Here is an 18,042-nt window from a genome sequence, read left to right on the forward strand (position 1 = left end):
ATTAGACTGAACTTACAGCAGGCGACAGCAAGAACGTTGCCCTGTATAGTGACCTCAGAATCAACGTGAGGTTGAGTATATGCCTTTTCGTGTCAACGTCGGTCCGCCTGTCTTGACCATCAATCAAGGCAATACCTTTATGGTGACGCAGCAGGACGGACAAATCACGTCTGACGGAGAACTGGGGGTTTTTGCAGACGACACACGGTTCGTCAGCTACTATGCCATTTTTGCCAACGGTCAACCTTGGACGCGACTCAATGCAAGTACAACGAGTTACGCGACTGCGCGGGTTTATCTCACCAATCCTGCCATTGAAACCGAGGAAACCACGATCGCTCAAGGAACGTTAGAGCTGGTGCTGAGCCGGGTTGCGGGTAATGGCATTCACGAAGACATTGACATCATCAACCACGGTCTGATTACGGTGAAGTTCAATCTCGAAATTGTCCTGCGATCGGATTTTGCCGATATCTTTGAGGTCAAAGCACATCACTATGTGCGACGCGGACACATTGAGACTGATTGGAATGAGCGCGATCGTGAATTAAGCACCACGTACAACAATCGTGATTTTCAGCGTCGCTTTAGCTACCGAGTACGAAACGAGTCCTCACCGCCGCGAGTGGCGAATGGTCGCCTCACGTTTGGGGTTGAGTTAGCTGCCAAAGAAACGTGGCATACCTGTAGCTATTATCTTCTCAGTGCAGATGGTAGTGCTCCCACCGGGGAAACGGCTGCACAAGATGGGCACAGGTTTCCCTCTCAATGCTATGAGCTTGCACCGGAGACAGTAGCGTTGCAGCAACAGTGGTTTGACACTGCCACTCAAGTGACAACGGCTCAGGAAGAGCTTTATCGCCTCTATCAGCAATCTCTTGAAGATATGGGGGCATTGCGGCTGTATGATCACGATTTTGCCCCTGATATCTGGCTTCCGGCGGCAGGTGTCCCGTGGTTTGTGACAATCTTCGGGCGTGATAGTTTGATTGTCAGTCTCCAGAATATGTTGGTGCGTCCTAGCTTTGCGCTTGGCACGCTAAAGAAACTCGCCCAATATCAAGCCACGGAAGTCGATGACTGGCGCGATGCTCAACCGGGGAAAATGCTGCACGAACTCCGCACTGGAGAACTGGCTCACTTCCATCGCATCCCGCACACGCCCTACTACGGTACTGCCGACGCAACCCCGCTCTATTTGATTGTGCTGCACGAGACCTGGAAATGGACGGGCGACAAGGCACTGCTGCACGAGTACCGGGATGTGGCGATTCGTTGCCTAAACTGGATTGATCAGTACGGTGATTTAGATGGCGATGGCTTGCAAGAATTTAAAACCCGCTCGTCTCAAGGCATTGAGAATCAAGGTTGGAAAGACTCAGGCGATTCAATGGTTTCCTCAGACGGTTCACTCGTTGAGGCACCGATCGCCCTCTGTGAGCTACAGGGATACGTGTTTGATGCCTGGATGCGGATGGCAGAAGTTTTTACCACGATCGGAGAACCGGAGCGCGCTGTTTCACTCCGGCAAAAAGCGATCGAGTTGCGCGATCGCTTCGAGCAACAGTTCTGGTGTGAGGACTTAGGGTACTACGCCTACGCGCTGGATGCGAATAAACAACCTGTACGCACGATCGCCTCCAATCCGGGTCACTGTTTGTGGAGTGGCATTGCCAGCCCTGAACATGCTGCCCGTGTGGTGAAGCAACTGATGGAGCCAGATTTATGGAGTGGTTGGGGCATTCGCACGTTATCTGCGGCTCACCCCAGCTTCAATCCACATTCTTACCATCTCGGTTCCATCTGGGCACACGACAATGGCATCATTGCCCTCGGCTGCAAACGCTACGGTTTCGCAACGGAAGCGGCTCGGATTGCACGAGGGATTTCTGAAGCGGGCAGTTATTTCGAGAACTACCGTCTCCCAGAAGTCTACGCAGGCATTGCCCAACAAAAAGGAGCGTTTCCCATTCAGTATGCTCAGGCGAATGTGCCGCAAGCTTGGGCAGCAGGCTCGGTCTTTCATTTGTTGCAAGCCATGCTCGGACTGCAAGCCGATGCGCCTAATCATCGGTTATATCTTGACCCAGAGCTTCCCGCATGGCTGCCTGATATTACGCTGCACCAACTCACGATCGGTCAAGCAACGGTTGACTTGCGGTTCTGGCGAGAGGATGAACAAACCCATTGGGCAGCGGATATCAAAGCAGGTGACGTTGAGATTCTCGAAAAAGCATGGCAACCGTGGCACTAGGTTAAAGCCAGCGCCTCAAGGCGATCGACAATCACCATTACACACCAATGCATTGCGATCGTACTAAGCCACACGCGCATCTCAGTAAGTAACGTGACGATCATGCTTTGTGCGATCAGTCTCTTTGTGAGTAGCAGCGCGATCGTAGTAAGTCACACGCGCATCTCAGTAAGTAACGTGACGATCATGCTTTGTGCGATCAGCCTCTTCGTTAGTAACGGCGCGATCGTACTAAGCAACACGCGGATTTTAATAAGTAACGTCGCGATCATGCTTTGTGCGATCAGTCTCTTTGTGAGTAACACGGCGATCGTCCTTTGTAATACGCGGATCTTAGTTAGTAACGTCGCGATCGTGCTTTGCGCGATCGTCACGTTACTTAGTGACGTTCGGATCATCCTAAGTCAGATTCGGACTGCACTCAGTTAGGTTTGGCTCTTCCTTTGTGCGATCGTCATCTCTCTACGTTGCCTCTAACCCGCAGTGTGTGCGATCGTGGCTTCTCATTCAGCACTGCAATCGCTCAAAGCGGGCGATCGCCGCCTCAACTTAGCTTTGGCTCAAGCAATCATTAAGGTCTTGCCTGATAAGGCTTCCAGAACCAGGCTTTTTCTTGATCTTTGACAAAGGCACATTACTGCTTAGTAGGCTGATGCGATCGCCTTGACTTGCTGCTATCGCTACTTCACGCTCATGGTACGCTTCAGCAGCTCCAGAAAAGCGAATGCAGCGGGCGGCAACAGTGCCTCTGCCAGAATGGCAACGCTAATCACTCTGAACAATGGCACAGGCAGACTATAAACTTTAACGCCTGAAGGAATCGGTTCTGCGGCTAGGCGCGGACTGATCGCTGCCCCCAGTCCTTTCGCAACCATATTGACGATTGTCGCGTCTGAGCGAATCTGATAAGTGGCGTGTAAGGTAATGCCATAGGTGGCGCAGTGAGCATATACCATCGCATCACAGCCATCGCTCACCGGAGCCATAATCAACGGGTAGCGCATCAGTGCTGCCCACTCTATGTTTGGACTTGCTAACTCGAATCCAGGTGGAAACAACACGACAAACTCGTCACGCATCAGTTCCCAGGCTTTCAGCTCAGCCCCCACAGGTAGATAAGTGATGCCAAGCTCCGATCGCCCTTTACGGAGATCGTCTTCAACTTCGGGACGATCGTTATATTCGCGAATGTCGATGGCGATCGCGGGATAACGCTGACAATAGTCTGCTAAGACATCGGGCAGAATGTGCGTTCCTGCACTGCGAAACGTAGAGATTCGGAGATGTCCGCCGTCCAACCCTTTGGCGAGATTGGCTTGTTTGATGATGTCGTCCATCAGTTGCAGCATCTCGCGGGCACGAGCAACAATTTGTTCGCCAACGGGTGTAATCTGTGAGCCATAGCGACCCCGTGTCAGTAAAACAATGCCTAACTCGTCTTCAAGGGTAGCAATGGCATAGCTCACCGCCGACTGAGACATGTGCAGCGTCAAAGCCGCTTCGCTAAAACTGCCAGCCTCTGCGACGGCGACTAAAATGCGGAGCTGGGAGAGTTTGAGCTGGCTGAGGTTCATCGCAGACCACGAGTTGATCTCTTTTATTGTCTCAAACTTAAAAACAGAATCTCACCGCTCCTATCGAATTCATTCATGGTTGTGATTCGATTCAGCGGAGCGGAGCATCTTAGAGATAGGAGTTAAATAGTTCGAGCTTTGGCAGGGGCGAAGCATTCGGGCAAAAGTGTTGTCACTCAGTCAGATAACTGCCGAATGCTTCGTCCGTACAAGCTTGCATCATCTCTTTCTACTCTTTCTACGCCAATCTATTTTTTGCGCCAGTCTGCATATCCAAGTCACACTACTTGCGATCGACAGCCCGCTTTAACAGCAAGACTGATTTAACCGATCGCATGACAGGCTGACCTGCTTGATCACGCTTGCCATAAACCGTTTTGGCATTGTAGTAAAGCGACGATGAACTGCCGCCATCCAGATTCATTGCTTGCTCGACATCCAGCGTTTGCATAAATGTCGCTAGTACTTGCAACGTCATCCCGCTCGCAACACCCGGTTTTTGAGCCACCATGACCCAAAGCAGGCTGCGATCGCGCGTGATTCCGATCGCCGTTCTCGCATTGGGCTGGCTGCTTCCCAGCGCATCGCGTATGACGATCCCATTCGCTTCAGCCGTAAACCCCTCTTGCTGTGCGGTTAGCGTTGGCAGCAGACGCGGACCACCACCCAACGCATGGATCAGTTGACAGCCCGCTGGGACAGCATCGTTACGCAAAGCAAAGTCGTAGCGGTGGCGATCGCCACACTGATACTGCCGAAATTCGGTGCGGTTGAGAATTTTGCTTAAGTAGGGTGTCAGCTTCGGGTTCTGCATCAGGCGTTCATTCTGTCGCGGATCTGCTACCAGTTTGCCGTTGACCACTACGTAGGCAGTCGATTGCTGATTGTCAGGATCAAAAAAACCGCCGTTGAGAGCCGCGATCGCGTTCTGACGCTGGGCGATCGCGGCTGGTAGCTCAACCGTCTCCACCACCGCAGGCAGCACTACAAACGGGCTTTCCATTGGAATCTTCAACGTATAAACGGTGCTGTCGGCTAGGGTGTAAGACTTGTATTCAATGGTTGGCGCTGGCACAGTAGCTGTAGGTATCGCTTTGGTGATAGGCGTTACTTTAGCGATCGAAAGCGGCGAAGGTGCAGAAGACAGCAAACGAGGCACGACCCAAACCAACGTTCCCACCCCGATCGCGCTGATGCTCCATAGCCAGATTGCTTTCACGTCAGTTCACCATCGCACCAGAGATTAGATTCGGGACACAATACGCTTCAGATTCAGAACACGATCGTTCCTGGAGTCAAGACACCATCTTGAAACCGATTGTCAGATTTTAATCATCTGCTATGACGAGTCATTTGTGATGAAAACTAACGCTGTTCGTCTTTTAGATACGTTAGGCATTGCTTACACCCTGCGCGAGTACGAGGTCAACCCTGATGACCTGTCAGCCGAAAGTGTCGCTCAAAAAGTGGGACTACCGCCAGAGCAGGTGTTTAAAACGCTGGTCGTGCGGGGTGATAGAACGGGTGTTTGTCTGGCGGTGATTCCTGGCAATACTCAGCTTGACCTTAAAGCATTGGCAAAACTGGCGGGCGATCGCAACGCCCAACCCGTGCCTCTTAAAGAAGTCCAATCGCTGACTGGCTACGTGCGCGGTGGGGTCACTGCCCTTGCCTGCAAAAAAGACTATCCCGTGTATGTTGATGAACTCATTGAGGTCTTTGATGTGATCGCCATTTCCGCAGGCATGAGAGGGCTGCAAGTTCTCCTCGCTCCGGCTGACTACTTGCAAGCCGTTAAGGGCGCGATCGGCGCAATCTCACAGAGTAAAGCATAATTTCTAGTACGAGACTACGATGATAATCACGGGTTCTGCGGCAGAAGGGAAGGTCATGAGTGTCATCACGCGACGATTAACAGTGCCAGAGTTGAGCCAGCAGATTTTGACGATGGCAACGTCAGGTGTTTATCGGGAATCGGTGTTTGAAGCGCTGCGTCCCATGGCGACGAAAAAGCAAATTAGCGCCGCGATCGCTCATGCCAAGCGGTTTGGATTGCACTCAGTTGCCAGTCTGCGTGATGATGAATTGGGCACGTACTATCAGGTTGACTTGGTGAAATACCAATCGCTAGAACAGACGATCGCCACATCCACGCACTTTGGCGACGATGCCGATCTGCTGGAACGGGTTGTGTCTGCGAACAGCGCTATGCAGCGCATGCTAACGATAGCGAAAGGCTTAGCCACAGTGCTGGGAGTCATTGGCATCATTTGTCTGCTGGAGAACCGCAATCAGCTTGGTATCGGTTTGCTGAGTGGTGCGATTAGTGCAGCAGGCGTTTGGGCATTGCAGCGATCGCTGCATAAACCGGATTTTTAAAGGTGATGAGACAGCGCTGATGTAATTTTGCTGATGTAACGTTTGGGACACCGGGGTTTTGAGTTATCCGCTAGGCTTGGAAGAGACATCGCACTACTCATGCAAAGGGCAAGCCACAGCCGTTTGTTTTTGCTCAAGCACCACCAACGCGACAACTTCGGCAACAGTGTTCACGCTCTAAGCTGTCAGCAGCAACGACAAACGCTGTGCTTTAGCCTTTATCCCTTCCCCATGCCTTCCCCCCTTTGGTCTTACGTTACTCCCGGCATACCCGACGATCTGTTTGAGCGGTTGCCCGGTATTCCAATGAGTCCACGCGAAGTGCGGCTGCTCATCCTGTCTTCCTTGCGACTAGAAGCCGATTCGACCCTATGGGATATTGGTTCGGGAACGGGCACGATCGCGGTAGAAGCCGGGTTGCTGTGTCCGCAGGGACGCATTACTGCGATCGAACGTGATGACGATGTGGCAAACCTGATTCGACGGAACTGCGATCGCTTTGGTGTGGGCAATGTCGAAGTGATGGAAGGCAGTGCGCCTGAATGTTTGACCGCATTGCCTGAGTCGCCGCACCGCGTTTGCATTGAGGGGGGGCGATCGATCAAAGCGATTCTGCATGAGGTCTGGCGACGGTTACAGCCTCGGGGACGCATCGTGGCGACGGCAGCAACACTGGAAGGTCTTTACCAGGTTTCAGAGAGCTTTGCCGAACTGCAAGTCCGCAATATTGAAGTGGTGCAATCGGCAGTGAATCGATTGGAGAAGCGAGGCATGAATCAAACGTTTGCAGCGATCGATCCAATCTTTGTGCTCAGCGGAGAAAAACTAGACTAGAAAGGTGAGTGAGTGGCTAAGTCCGATCGCACAGGCTGATTTAACCGTATGTCTGGGACGATCGTCTGCAACCGTTAAGGGAATCTAACCGCTGACGCTCGTCTGGTTTTTGTTAACTGGATCAGCAAACGCGAAGAATTACTGGGAGCGCTACCGAGATTCAGCTAAAGTGTTTCAAAGGATTCTTAACCTTCTTAATCTTGAGCTAACCTTAATGGCTGTTGGTAGCATCTCGATCAAGTGACGTGTAACGATAACCCGAAGCTTTTCTAGAAAGGCTTTTGGTGTCCTCAGCCGACGACTGAAGAGCACGCCAGCCAAAGCAGTTAACTCTGACAGCATTTCGCTTTGTTCCTGTGAAGTGGAGTCCGTCAATGACGTTGGATCATTCAACCAAATCGCTGCCAAAAGAGAGCAGGTCAAAAGAAACCAGTTTCATGTCTTTACCCCGTGTTTTAAGTGGAGTAATTGCGATCGTTCTGGCACTCAGCATGATTATGCTGGGCGGCTGGTACTTTACAGTTGGGTTTGGCATCATCATTTATCTAGGGCAGTTGGAATACTTTCAGCTTGTCCACGCTAAAGGCATTGCACCGGCTGCCAAAACGACGCTGGCGGTTAGTCAGGCATTGCTGCTCATTGCGACTGTTTCGCCAACATTGGCGGATGCAGTCTTCCCGGTTGCAGGCACATTTATTTGCTTCTATTTACTGTTTCAACCCAAACTTGCGACGATCGCCGATATTTCAACCTCAATCCTGGGCTTGTTTTACGGTGGCTACCTGCCGAGCTACTGGGTCAGGCTGCGATCGCTGGGGCAGGCTGATGTTAGCAACCTGCCGCTAGACGGCTACTTTCCTCACTCCTGGACAGACTTACACAGCCTGCCGCAGGGTTTAACCAACACGCTGTTGGCGTTCGGCTGCATTTGGGCGGCAGATATTGGCGCGTATGCTTTCGGCAAAATCTTTGGGCGCACGCGGCTCTCAAACATCAGTCCCAAAAAGACCGTTGAAGGTGCTGTGTTTGGGGTGACAGGTAGTATTGTGGTGGCGATCGTCGGCTCCTGGTATTTGAACTGGTCAGGATGGCCCGTCACAGGTGCCGCGCTCGGCTTGCTCATTGGTATTGCCAGTTTGCTAGGTGACCTGACTGAATCGATGATGAAACGTGATGCAGGCGTGAAAGATTCTGGGCAACTCATTCCTGGTCATGGTGGCATTCTCGATCGCGCCGACAGCTATGTCTTTACCGCTCCGTTGGTGTACTATTTTGTGCTTTTGGTGTTGCCGCTGTTGCCGCAGTGAGAAGCGAGGCGGCAGAAGGCAGAGGGCAGAAGGCAGAAGGCAGAGGGAGCGGAGGAAGCAGGGGAAGCAGGGGAAGCAATTCAAAACTTAAAACTCAAAACTCTGACCCCACTCCCTACTCCCTACTCCCGTTCGGCTGAGCGCTCACGTCGAAGCCTACACCCCACACCCCACACCCTACTCCCTACTACTCTCCCCACTCCCCACTCCCTACACCCCACACCCCACTCCCTACTCCCTACTTCCTACTACTCTCCCCACTCCCTACTCCCCACTCCTCTCCCCCATGTCACACGCTCTCTTCTGGCTTCCTCTACTGGCACTCTTCCTCTGGCTAACCTGGGCTGGCTGGAACGAGTACCAAAAGCTGGAGGCATATAAAATCTGGGCGGCGCAGTTTGAACGGGCAAAATATGACATTTACGCCGTGTTAGGGCAGAAAGGACGCGACCTCACTTGGGGGTTGCCAACTCGCAAGGGAGCAGTGAATCTGGAAACGGTTTCGTTGAATGATGTGCAAACAGTTCGCCTGCTGGTGAATGAGCAACCAGCGGCTTTAGCATCGGCACCCAGTCGAGGAAAGGCTGTTTTAGAGTTGACCTGTGCCGATCGGGCTGTACCGATCCGCATTCCGTTTACAGAACCGCCATTAGCCGCCAAGTGGGGGCAATATTTGCAAGCAAACTTGCAAGTAGACTAAGGCATCTTAGCCTTTAGAGGCTACGAAGAATAACGTCATAGACTGTAGCGGTCAGCAGTCGTTTTTGGGCTGATAGCTGATAGCTGATAGCTGATAGCTGATGGCTGATAGCTTTTAGCCATCTCTCCAAAGATTACGTGACGCTGCTGGTGTTTCCGGTTACAGTGATGCATGTTACCTGCTGACGTTGTGTCAGTGCTGTTTTAGCATGGCAATTGATCGGCGCGATCGTGCGCTCAAGCGTTCCCAACCAGGTACAAAGGCTCAGAAAGCGTCTCAGGCTGCTACAGCACTGCCACTTGCCCCACGCGCAAAACGGGATGGCTTGAGACGCAGCTTGCCGAGAGCATTTTCCTGGTCAGCGATCGCTATGCTATTTCTTGGAGGAAGTGGACTGGCTGGCGCTGGCTGGCTAGGCGTTCAACTGATGGTGAACCCACAAACATTACTATGGATGAATCGTCTGTTACCAGATTGGATTCCCATTCCTGTGACCGGGCTGAAACCGCCACAGACCCTGGACGAGGTGCGTAAGGAACTAGCTCAGGCAGGACGCAACCTCGGTGAACCGCTCCCGTTAGGGAAAAATACTAGCGCTTTGGATCACAAAACAACCGTATCAGATCTGCTGCTGCCTGTGCTGGCGCAACGATCGAACTGCCAGAGCAACTGCGAACAGATTGTCGAACTGCGGATCTACCAAACTACGCCAACTCATCCACGTGAGCAACGCTTACAGCTATTGGATCAACTGGCGATCGTGGGTTCTGATGAATCGTTCGTGCTGGCACCGCTGATTAATGCAGGTGATACTCATCAAGGCTCAACGCGATCGTTGCCGTTGATGACGCTCAATCGGTTTGAGGGCAACGTTCCGTCTCAGGGCGTTTGGTTAAACTTGAGTGGACGCTGGCTGCGAGGAGACAGCACGATCGCCTATGGGCAGGTGCTGCACTACAATCCTAGTCGAGTGCATCTGCAGCCGATGCTGGAGTGGAGCAGTCCGGTGGGACAAGACCCCCTCTGGCAAAACGTGACGGGTACTGGCACGCCAGAACTGATTATCGATCAAACGGTGGGCATGGAGCCTCAGTTCCAGATCTATCAGGTAAAGCCGCGCAAGTTTCTCGCCAGCCCGCTGCAACTGGAGCCGCTTTTGCTGCTGGAGCCTGCGATCGACAACGAAACCTACAGCAAAGGGCTGCTGCTGGCTCGCAGTGGGTTATGGTCTACAGGCTTACAGTGGCTGCAATCAGTGCAACGGCGCGATCGCAGCGGTCAGTGGTCAGCGGCGGCTCAGGCGCAAAGAGCACTCATCCATCTGCACGCGCAGGCAGCACAGAGACAAGCTAATAAAGCCTGGGCAAGCCCCAGCCAGCAGGTGTTAGCCAACCTGATTGATGGTCGGTGGAGACGCGCTTTGACCGTGTTCGCTGCCAACGCTGAAAACAGCCTGGAAACGGCTACGCTGCTCAAGACAGACTCCGGTCGGTTGCAAAATCGGGTTGATGCTGCACTGCGGGTTAGCCCGTCGCAAATGGATGTCAGAACATGGGGAGCATTGTTAGTAGGGGCACGACAAGGACGCAATGCCGCGATCGTCTGGTTCAAAAAACAGCCCCGCATAACTCCCGCAGAGATTACCCGTGTAACGGCTCTCATCACACGCCTGACTGCACCGCCTGCTGAAAATACGTCTTTGGCGGATCTGCCGCCCGGTCAACTGGTGGGTACTGCCGAAGTACTATCTGCCATCAACGCTTCCGTCTGGTTGAAGCCAAAGCAGCATCCGGCGCTCAAACTAGACGCACAGCAAGCGTGGTATCGCGTCCAAGTAGCTGGCTTTCAAGATGGCAAACGCTGGCGCTTTTCGGGTGCGTCTCTGGGTCTACCAGCCAACTCTACAGTCGATCGCCTCTGGCAGCAACTGGGGCTAATCGCTGATCCACCTCTGTCGATCGTGCTCTGGCTACCAGATGGACAGCAGCAAACCGTCACTGCCAGTATCAAAGCCGTCCGCATTCGTGCTGGCGAACTAGAGTTGCTGGCTGCTGGCGAGGTCGCGCCCAAGTCGATCGCTCAGGCGAACAACCGACCACGTCCACTAGCATTCACCGAATCTGCCTTGCAATGGCAAACGCCAGAAACGACCCAACTGTCTGATTGGGTACAGCAACAGCCTGAGTGGGCAACGAACGCACTGCCCACGCTGATGCAAGAATTGAAGCGCGTCGGTAAGCTGCCTGGAACTGCACCCCCTGGAAACGGACCCTCTGGAAACGCACCCCCTGGAAACTCACCTAGATGGGAGGCACTGGAGTCGTTAGAACTTGGCAGCAGTCCAGTTCAGTTAGCAACACTGACCGATCACAGCCAACCTGATGTAGTTGTGACCGTTAATTTTGAAGCACTGCACGGGCAAGCCGCTAAAGCTGCTAAGCGATCGCGCACCCTAATTTTTTCAGCGACTGGCACCCTGCTGTACAGCGAATGCTCTACCGAAGCGACTCTAACTTACTTAGCGATCGCTGACTTGGGCAATAGCGGAGCTACTGCGATCGTTGCCGATAGTTCCAAAGGCTATCACTTTCTGCGCTGGTCCACCAAACGCAAGCACTTTGAATAAAGCTCTAGTTAGCATTCAGTGAAGAGGGAGTGGGGAGTGGGGTGTAGGGAGTGGGGTGTGGGGTGTGGGGTGTAGGGTCAGAGTCTTGAGTTTTGAATTGCTTCCCCTGCTTCCCCTGCTTCCTCCGCTCCCTCTGCCTTCTGCCTTCTGCCCTTCACTCACCGCCTGCCTAGAGCATCGCGCAGCCGTATCTTATAGGTAATGTAAACGGGCACCTGGTAATGCTCCGCTAATAGCCAGCCGACGAACGTGAAATGAGCGCCAAACGTCAGGCTAATCCAGACCGTGGGAAACCAAGCCCAGGTACTACCGTGCAGCGGCGGAAACGTATGAGACGACAGCCAGATGAGCGCAGGCGGCAGCAGCACGAGCGCTACACCAACCAGCCAGACGACAATAGTGAGATCCACGTCCATTTGATTCGCAGCCTTCCAGTTGTACCCGTTCCAGCGCCAGGTCATTGGCTGGGAGCTATCTTCCACATGAATCGATTGCTCCTGCAAATTGCCAGTAAAAATGTGGCGACAGAAATCACAGGCGAAAGCATCCATGAGCGTCAGTGGTGCAATTTGCCCATGCCGACAAACCGGACAGAGGTAGTTGTCCTGATAGTTAAGGTCGCGCCACTCGATCGCCTGCTGCGTTTTCCGCTTGGCGACGGCTGGTTTAGTACTGCTTGCATCATCGCGTTGGCTAAGTTCTGTCATAGAAGCGCTCCAGGCAAGGACAGAGAAGGACGCGAACGATCTGGCAAAGACAACCGATCAGCAACTAACCATTTCCCATTTGCTGTCTGCCTTTGCTCCAGATCATCACTAGCTATTTGCTAGCAAGACGGGCACTGCCGCCGATCGATCGTGTGATCTCTACTCCATTCTGCTGCAAAATCACGATCGGATCGGAGCCAGCACCCGCTACAATCCGCTTCACCAACACCTGACCGTTTGCCAAATAGCTACCAGCATGGACATAGCGACTGGTTTGAGCGTCTGGCTCTTTGACAATCACGCTCCACTTACCGCCAACTTTGATAACGCCACTCACCTCGATCGCGTCGGCTGTAGCAGTGCGCGATACGGGAGCTGTTGGCAGCAGTGTTGGCGGTAGCGGAGTGTTGATCGGCACCTGCGTCGGCGGTGGGTTGAACGTCGGCAACAGCCCCTGATTGGGTGCAGGTAAAGGGCTGGGAAGCGTCACCGCTGGCTTAGTGGCAGCAGCAGAAAGCTGAATGGGTGCTGTAGAAACCGCAGCGAAGGGGTCAGCTCGTCCAGTGACGATCGTCGGGACTCGCATCCGGGCATTCGTCGGCGTAATCAGTCCTGGTATCGTCGGCACTGGAAGCAGTGGAGCTGGGTTTACTACAGGCTTCTGAAAGTCTTGAGCGGCGGCTGTAGGTTTCGGCACTCCACCGTCAGAAGACGATGGTACAGCCGCTTGTTCATTGTTAGGCGCACTGGAGCAAGCCGCTAGCAGCAATACGGTACTAAAACTGATGAGCGATCGTGCGTACATGCCTGGTTCCCTTTGGCTGAGATTAGCCTCAGGATAACGCCAGTTAGCAAGAATGATTCATCTTGCTAAAAGAAAAAATAGGACGGCGCTGGATGCGGTTGTTCGTTTTGGGTCAAAGGTTTAGATCAGCGGTGTGGATGTATAGTGCAAGACCCACCTACACATCCACCACTGAGCAATCATTTCACGACATGCGGCACAAGTTGCCCGCCTACTTTTGCCTCTCGTAAGCCGTAAATGACTGATAGCACTCTTCGGGATGGTACAGGTGGCACTGATCGGTGATTGCTTTCATGAGCGACCACGAGAAGCGACATTCGTAGAGGTAAGTGCCCCAGTTTTCCCGCAGACTCTCGTGCGCCATTCGCAGGTTGTACGACGGAATAGCGGTAGACAAATGGTGGGGGATATGAACATTAATGTGGTGGCACAACCGTTCAACCCACATAGGGTAGTCGCAGTGAACGGTTCCAGCCAGTTGCGCTTTGGCAGCGTGCCACTGCTCAGGCTCTTGGAAATCAATGTCAGGAGCCGTGTGGTGTACGAGCGTAAAGGTGCTCATCCAAAAATGGTAGCCCAGCCAGGGCATGAGCCAGAATTTGATGAAGCCGCCGATGCCAAGCGTGGCAATGAGCAGTGGAAAAAAGATGACTGCGAAGCCAACGACCACTGCAACTGACAGCCTAACTTTGCTCCGATCGTTTGCCCCAACTCTGGATGGATCAAAGTGCATGATTGCCCAATGAACGACCGAGGCAAGCCACCACAAGCGTCCTCGCATCGCCTGGTAAGCACCCCGGATCGGCGTGGGCAGTGAGGCGTAGAGACCTGGTCGAAACGGCTGCCACGCATTATCCACATCCATCTTATTCGTGTGGTTGTGGTGTTGGTTGTGCAAAATCCGCCAGCTATGAAAGGGGTAGATCAGCGGCAGCATAAACAGATGCCCGACCAAATCGTTCACCCAACGCCGCTTCGCAAACGATCGGTGCCCGCAGTCGTGGGCAATCACAAAAAAGCCGGTGAGCGCCGTTCCGGTAAAAAACCAGGCGATCGGCAGTAAAAACCAGGGTGCGATCGCAATACTGGCATAGCCTAAGCTGACCATCAGAATACTGGTCAAAACGGCTGTCCAGGCTTTTCTCATATCTTTTTGAAAGCATTCTTTGGGCAATGTTTTCAGAATGTCTTTCAGGCGCAAATTAGCATTCAGCGGCGTGAATGTCAGGTTATTGGGGCTTACTGTCGCAGTCATGAATCGATTGTTTTCTCCAGGTGTAGGTCGCTTGGGCAAAAGCACACGAAAAAACCTGCTATACGTAAGCAGTGAGCAGGTTGCAGGTTATGACGGATTCAATAATGAAAGGTCAAACGAGATAAATGTGCTATTTCAAAGGGCATCTAACTAAGGGCTGATTTAGTAACAAACCTACACATTTATATCACACTCATAAAACAGTGTGCCCAAGGCGCTCACTTTACTAGCCGTGATCCCTATGCAGTTTGCATCATTTGTAGCCTGTCTTTTATTCTCCATTTCCCAGCACGTCTCCCAACGCTAGTCGAGCGCCATTAGCAAAGTCCCAACCAGATTGAGGGCGTTTTCCAGGCATCTGAACGGCTCGTAGCAGCAGTTCACCGTCACCCGTCTGCACGATCGCGCCTTCCCCTTTGAGCAAACCGACGACTTCGCCAGGTTGTGCCGCTGGCGCTGGTGGTGACCATGTTTGAGCGATCGCACTCAGTGCTGGTGGCAGTTGAGTCCAGTATGCAGCTCCTAGAGGCGCGGTTGCCATAATTTTGAGGGGATCACCTCGGAAGGTGGCATTACAGGCAGGGTAGAAACCACGAACTTGATTGTGAAGGGCGATCGCACTGCGCGACCAATCTAGCCAGTAATCCTCTTTTTTGATGAGGGGTGCGTAGGTTGCCTGCGTATCATCCTGCGGCAGCGGCTGAATTGCCTGCTGATTCAGCTTCAGCAGAGTTTCAATGAGCAGATCGGCACCAATATGTGCAAGGCGTTCTGCCACATCGTCGAAGTTATCCAGGAGGGCGATCGGAGTACGCGCTTCTAGCAGGGTCGATCCTGTGTCCATACCAGCATTCATCAGCATGGTGGTAATGCCCGTTTCCGCCTCGCCGTGATACAAACTCCACTGTATCGGGGCGGCACCACGATACTTTGGCAAAATTGAGCCGTGGGCATTGACGCAGCCCAGACGCGGCATGTCGAGAACTGCCTGCGAAAGAATTTGCCCATAAGCAACGACGACAAAAACATCTGCCTGCGATGACCGCAACTTGTTTAAGGTGTCTTCATCTTTTTTGACGCTTTTGGGTTGATACAGCGGCAGATTGTGCCCTTGAGCGATCGCCTTGACGGGTGATGGCGTGAGTTGGTTACCACGTCCCCGGCGTTTGTCAGGTTGAGTGACAACACCGAGAACAGTAAAGTCTGGGTGCGCCAGCAAGCGCTCTAAGCTAGGGACGGCAAACGCAGGCGTGCCGAAAAAGATGATATTCATACCGTTGGTGCTGCGGGTGCGGGGAGAACCTGTTTCCCGATCGCGATCGTCCCTACTGCGAATCTTTTCGACCGCGCCACGGGCTGACTTCAAGCTTACCGTCTGGCTTGAAGACAACCTTGAACAGGGCAAGGGGCGTTTGCGCTGCGCTCGTATCGCTGTCAGCCGCAAGCTTGCCTAGCTGGGGCAGCGGTGTCTCTTTGACGTAATCGGCTGCTGGTGGAACATCTGGCTTATAGTCCACGAGTTTGCCGTCCTGCATGACCCGTACCCGAAAGACCAGATCTTTTTTGAAGCTCGGTTTGCTTTTCCAGTTTTTGTCGATTTGGTCGTAAAGCTTGGGTTGAAGGTCTTTGATCTGAGCGGCATCAGTAATTTCGGTGATGCCAGTCAGGGGACTCGCCATTGCCTCCTTCCAGGGTGCGACATCAACCATGCCTGTAGAGGTGAAGACGACTTTGTATTGAGCGATCGGCTCTGACGTTGGCTGCGAACCAGCCGCTGGAATGTAAAGCAGGTTGAGTAATGGCGTTTGCTTTGCTTCGGTCAGTGCGGCTGGATTGATCGGTTTATAGCCAACAATGGCACCGTCTCTCACGACACCAACGCGATACACAAGGTCTTGCTTAACGGACGTACGATTTTTCCACGCCTGATCAAGCTGAGTCGCCAACTGCTTCTGCAATGTTTGCACTTGCGCGGGATCTGTAATTTCGGGGGCAGCGGTTAGAGCCGTTTCTAACCCGGTCAAATCGGGCTGTGTCGTTGTGGTCGTTGCTGGAGTGGGGCTAGGAGTGATTGCTGCGGTTGTAGGGCTGGGTTGCGGCGAACCACTAGCGATCGGCGTTGGAGGGCTAGCGCTCGGCGAGGGTGTGCCTGTTGTGCTAGAGGTTGTGCTGGCTTTGGGCACCAGATCCTCTGGTTGGCGTACTTGAGGGGTAGGGATAAAAAAGAACGCGATCGCCGCTAAGGCTAAACCGGAGGCTCCGATCGCAGCAGGCACCGCTTGTTTGGCGACGGGTTCGCTACTGCGAACAGCACGTTTAGCAAGAGGCGCGATGTGGAGCGACAAATCTGGCAAGGTTTGGGTATCGGCAAAAAACTGATCTACCGCTTCTACCAGGTCAAACAACTGCACCGTCGTCAGGTCAACCTGTCGGGTAAGGTGAGTCGTAATACCAGAACCAGGATCGGCATCAGGCGGCAGCACGCTCAACCGATGGTGGTTCTCACCCAACCGCTCTAACTGCACCATTTGTGTGGGAGCTTGGGGCGCTTTTTTGAAGGCACGAATGCCGCTCAGCAGTTCTTGAGCATAAAGGCTCACTGTTGTTGTCAGGCTTTCAAAAAACTCACGTCCGCCGGACAGCGGTTTCTCTTCACCCACAAGATGACACTCAACGCTCATCAGTTGAGACATCAAGGGGCGTGCCTCCGTCTGGTTGGTCACAACGGTATCGCCCCATCCTTCCAGGACAAGGGTGCAGTTCGGTAAGCTATATTGCCGCTGAATGCTCATGCCACTTCTCCGTCAAACAGGCTTGCCCAAAACCGCTGCATACCGTAAGTGCCCGTACAAAACAGCAGTTGCGTCAATAAATTCAGTGCCAGTTCGTCTAGCTTTTCGTCAGAGTTATACGCGGCGACGAGCGCCCGTTTGGGGTTCATGCGCGATCGGAAATGAGCACGAAACCGCTCCAGATACTCATTGAGCCGAAAGTGGTGCTCCATGGATAGCTGCTTATCGCTGAGCTGTTGGTATGCCAGCAGAAGCTGCCGAATGAGCACAGTCAGCCGTCGTGCCAGGTAGCAACCGACGACGACTAGCGCTTTTGCCTCAGTGAGTGTGAGAGGACGACGCTGGCTGTAGCGCCGCAACGGGTTGGTGCTGCGTAAACGCCATAACGAAACCCGATTTTTGATGACGCTCTGAAGCTCCAATTCACTTGCCATGAGCAGAATAGCTTCTGAACCGCTCAAATCAAGCGCCTCGATCGCCAGCAGCATCAAATCAATTTCTAGCCTTGCACGACGGGGACACATCTCATCGGCAAGCGACGGACTTGGCAGACTATCAAGAACTAACGGTGTTGACTGGGCAGGTGAACTATTTAACTGCATTACACTCACGGGAACATCCATTCCAACTGGCTTAGATAGTGAACTAGACGCAGTCACCGAGCGTAGCGATCGCTCACGCGGCAACTCTAGTTCTAGCTCTAGCGCGTCCTGATTGCTACTTTGCTGGTTTAGTATCCAGCCAAATTTTAACGAAATCAGGATCGACACGGCGAACGATTGTTACATAGACAGGGTTTTATGGGGCAG

Annotated in this window: 16 protein-coding genes; 8 read left to right on the forward strand and 8 right to left on the reverse strand. The window is 53.0% G+C overall.

The genetic code is table 11. The features are described from left to right. Nucleotides 1-79 precede the first annotated feature (79 nt). Both AC5JO6_RS21870 and AC5JO6_RS21875 read left to right on the forward strand, forming a co-directional pair. Complete coding sequence (locus AC5JO6_RS21870) at nt 80-2,254, forward strand: amylo-alpha-1,6-glucosidase (protein ID WP_496083155.1); 2,175 nt, start codon at nt 80-82, stop codon at nt 2,252-2,254. A gap of 102 nt (nt 2,255-2,356) precedes the next feature. After that, nucleotides 2,357-2,683, forward strand: a complete 327-nt coding sequence (locus AC5JO6_RS21875) for a hypothetical protein (RefSeq protein WP_496083156.1) — start codon at nt 2,357-2,359, stop codon at nt 2,681-2,683. Between the two features lie 251 nt (nt 2,684-2,934). Here the strand turns inward: AC5JO6_RS21875 and AC5JO6_RS21880 are convergent, their stop codons facing one another. Beyond that, nucleotides 2,935-3,828, reverse strand: coding sequence for a LysR family transcriptional regulator (locus tag AC5JO6_RS21880; RefSeq protein WP_496083157.1), 894 nt, complete (start codon nt 3,826-3,828; stop codon nt 2,935-2,937). A gap of 283 nt (nt 3,829-4,111) precedes the next feature. After that, complete coding sequence (locus AC5JO6_RS21885) at nt 4,112-5,047, reverse strand: phosphodiester glycosidase family protein (RefSeq protein WP_496083158.1); 936 nt, start codon at nt 5,045-5,047, stop codon at nt 4,112-4,114. A 139-nt stretch (nt 5,048-5,186) separates the two neighbouring features. Here AC5JO6_RS21885 and ybaK point away from each other — a divergent pair, with 139 nt between their 5' ends. The 6 genes from ybaK to AC5JO6_RS21915 all read left to right on the forward strand — a co-directional run bounded on the left by ybaK (nt 5,187) and on the right by AC5JO6_RS21915 (nt 11,674). Continuing rightward, the gene (ybaK, locus tag AC5JO6_RS21890) at nt 5,187-5,663 is read left to right on the forward strand and encodes a Cys-tRNA(Pro) deacylase (RefSeq protein ID WP_496083159.1); all 477 of its coding nucleotides are present in this window, start codon (nt 5,187-5,189) and stop codon (nt 5,661-5,663) included. 55 nt (nt 5,664-5,718) lie between these two features. Beyond that, nucleotides 5,719-6,207 (forward strand): hypothetical protein, encoded by a 489-nt coding sequence (locus AC5JO6_RS21895; RefSeq protein WP_496083160.1) that lies wholly within the window; start codon nt 5,719-5,721, stop codon nt 6,205-6,207. A gap of 231 nt (nt 6,208-6,438) precedes the next feature. After that, nucleotides 6,439-7,041, forward strand: a complete 603-nt coding sequence (cbiT, locus tag AC5JO6_RS21900; RefSeq protein WP_496083311.1) for a precorrin-6Y C5,15-methyltransferase subunit CbiT — start codon at nt 6,439-6,441, stop codon at nt 7,039-7,041. 437 nt (nt 7,042-7,478) lie between these two features. Continuing rightward, nucleotides 7,479-8,348 carry a phosphatidate cytidylyltransferase gene (locus AC5JO6_RS21905; protein ID WP_496083161.1) on the forward strand — a complete coding sequence of 290 codons (870 nt, stop codon included), beginning with the start codon at nt 7,479-7,481 and terminating at the stop codon, nt 8,346-8,348. 286 nt (nt 8,349-8,634) lie between these two features. Beyond that, a complete protein-coding gene (locus AC5JO6_RS21910; RefSeq protein WP_496083162.1) occupies nt 8,635-9,048 on the forward strand; it encodes a hypothetical protein in 414 nt (137 codons plus the stop codon). Nucleotides 9,049-9,256: 208 nt separating this feature from the next. Beyond that, nucleotides 9,257-11,674 carry a hypothetical protein gene (locus tag AC5JO6_RS21915; RefSeq protein ID WP_496083163.1) on the forward strand — a complete coding sequence of 806 codons (2,418 nt, stop codon included), beginning with the start codon at nt 9,257-9,259 and terminating at the stop codon, nt 11,672-11,674. A gap of 158 nt (nt 11,675-11,832) precedes the next feature. Here the strand turns inward: AC5JO6_RS21915 and AC5JO6_RS21920 are convergent, their stop codons facing one another. The 6 genes from AC5JO6_RS21920 to AC5JO6_RS21945 form a co-directional block, all read right to left on the reverse strand. Continuing rightward, complete coding sequence (locus AC5JO6_RS21920) at nt 11,833-12,381, reverse strand: hypothetical protein (protein ID WP_496083164.1); 549 nt, start codon at nt 12,379-12,381, stop codon at nt 11,833-11,835. A 112-nt stretch (nt 12,382-12,493) separates the two neighbouring features. Beyond that, nucleotides 12,494-13,186: a hypothetical protein gene (locus AC5JO6_RS21925; protein WP_496083165.1), complete on the reverse strand. Its 693-nt coding sequence runs from the start codon at nt 13,184-13,186 to the stop codon at nt 12,494-12,496. A 211-nt stretch (nt 13,187-13,397) separates the two neighbouring features. Then, a complete protein-coding gene (locus AC5JO6_RS21930) occupies nt 13,398-14,441 on the reverse strand; it encodes a fatty acid desaturase (RefSeq protein ID WP_496083166.1) in 1,044 nt (347 codons plus the stop codon). A gap of 271 nt (nt 14,442-14,712) precedes the next feature. Continuing rightward, entirely contained in the window at nt 14,713-15,714 is a 1,002-nt protein-coding gene (gene fmt, locus AC5JO6_RS21935) for a methionyl-tRNA formyltransferase (RefSeq protein ID WP_496083312.1), read from the reverse strand. A gap of 52 nt (nt 15,715-15,766) precedes the next feature. Next, nucleotides 15,767-17,233 carry a DUF4335 domain-containing protein gene (locus AC5JO6_RS21940; protein ID WP_496083167.1) on the reverse strand — a complete coding sequence of 489 codons (1,467 nt, stop codon included), beginning with the start codon at nt 17,231-17,233 and terminating at the stop codon, nt 15,767-15,769. Continuing rightward, entirely contained in the window at nt 17,230-17,856 is a 627-nt protein-coding gene (locus tag AC5JO6_RS21945) for a DUF3038 domain-containing protein (protein WP_496083313.1), read from the reverse strand. Before AC5JO6_RS21945 ends, AC5JO6_RS21940 begins: the two co-directional genes overlap by 4 nt. Between the last annotated feature and the right edge of the window lie 186 nt (nt 17,857-18,042).

The organism is Tildeniella sp. (genome assembly GCF_059505325.1).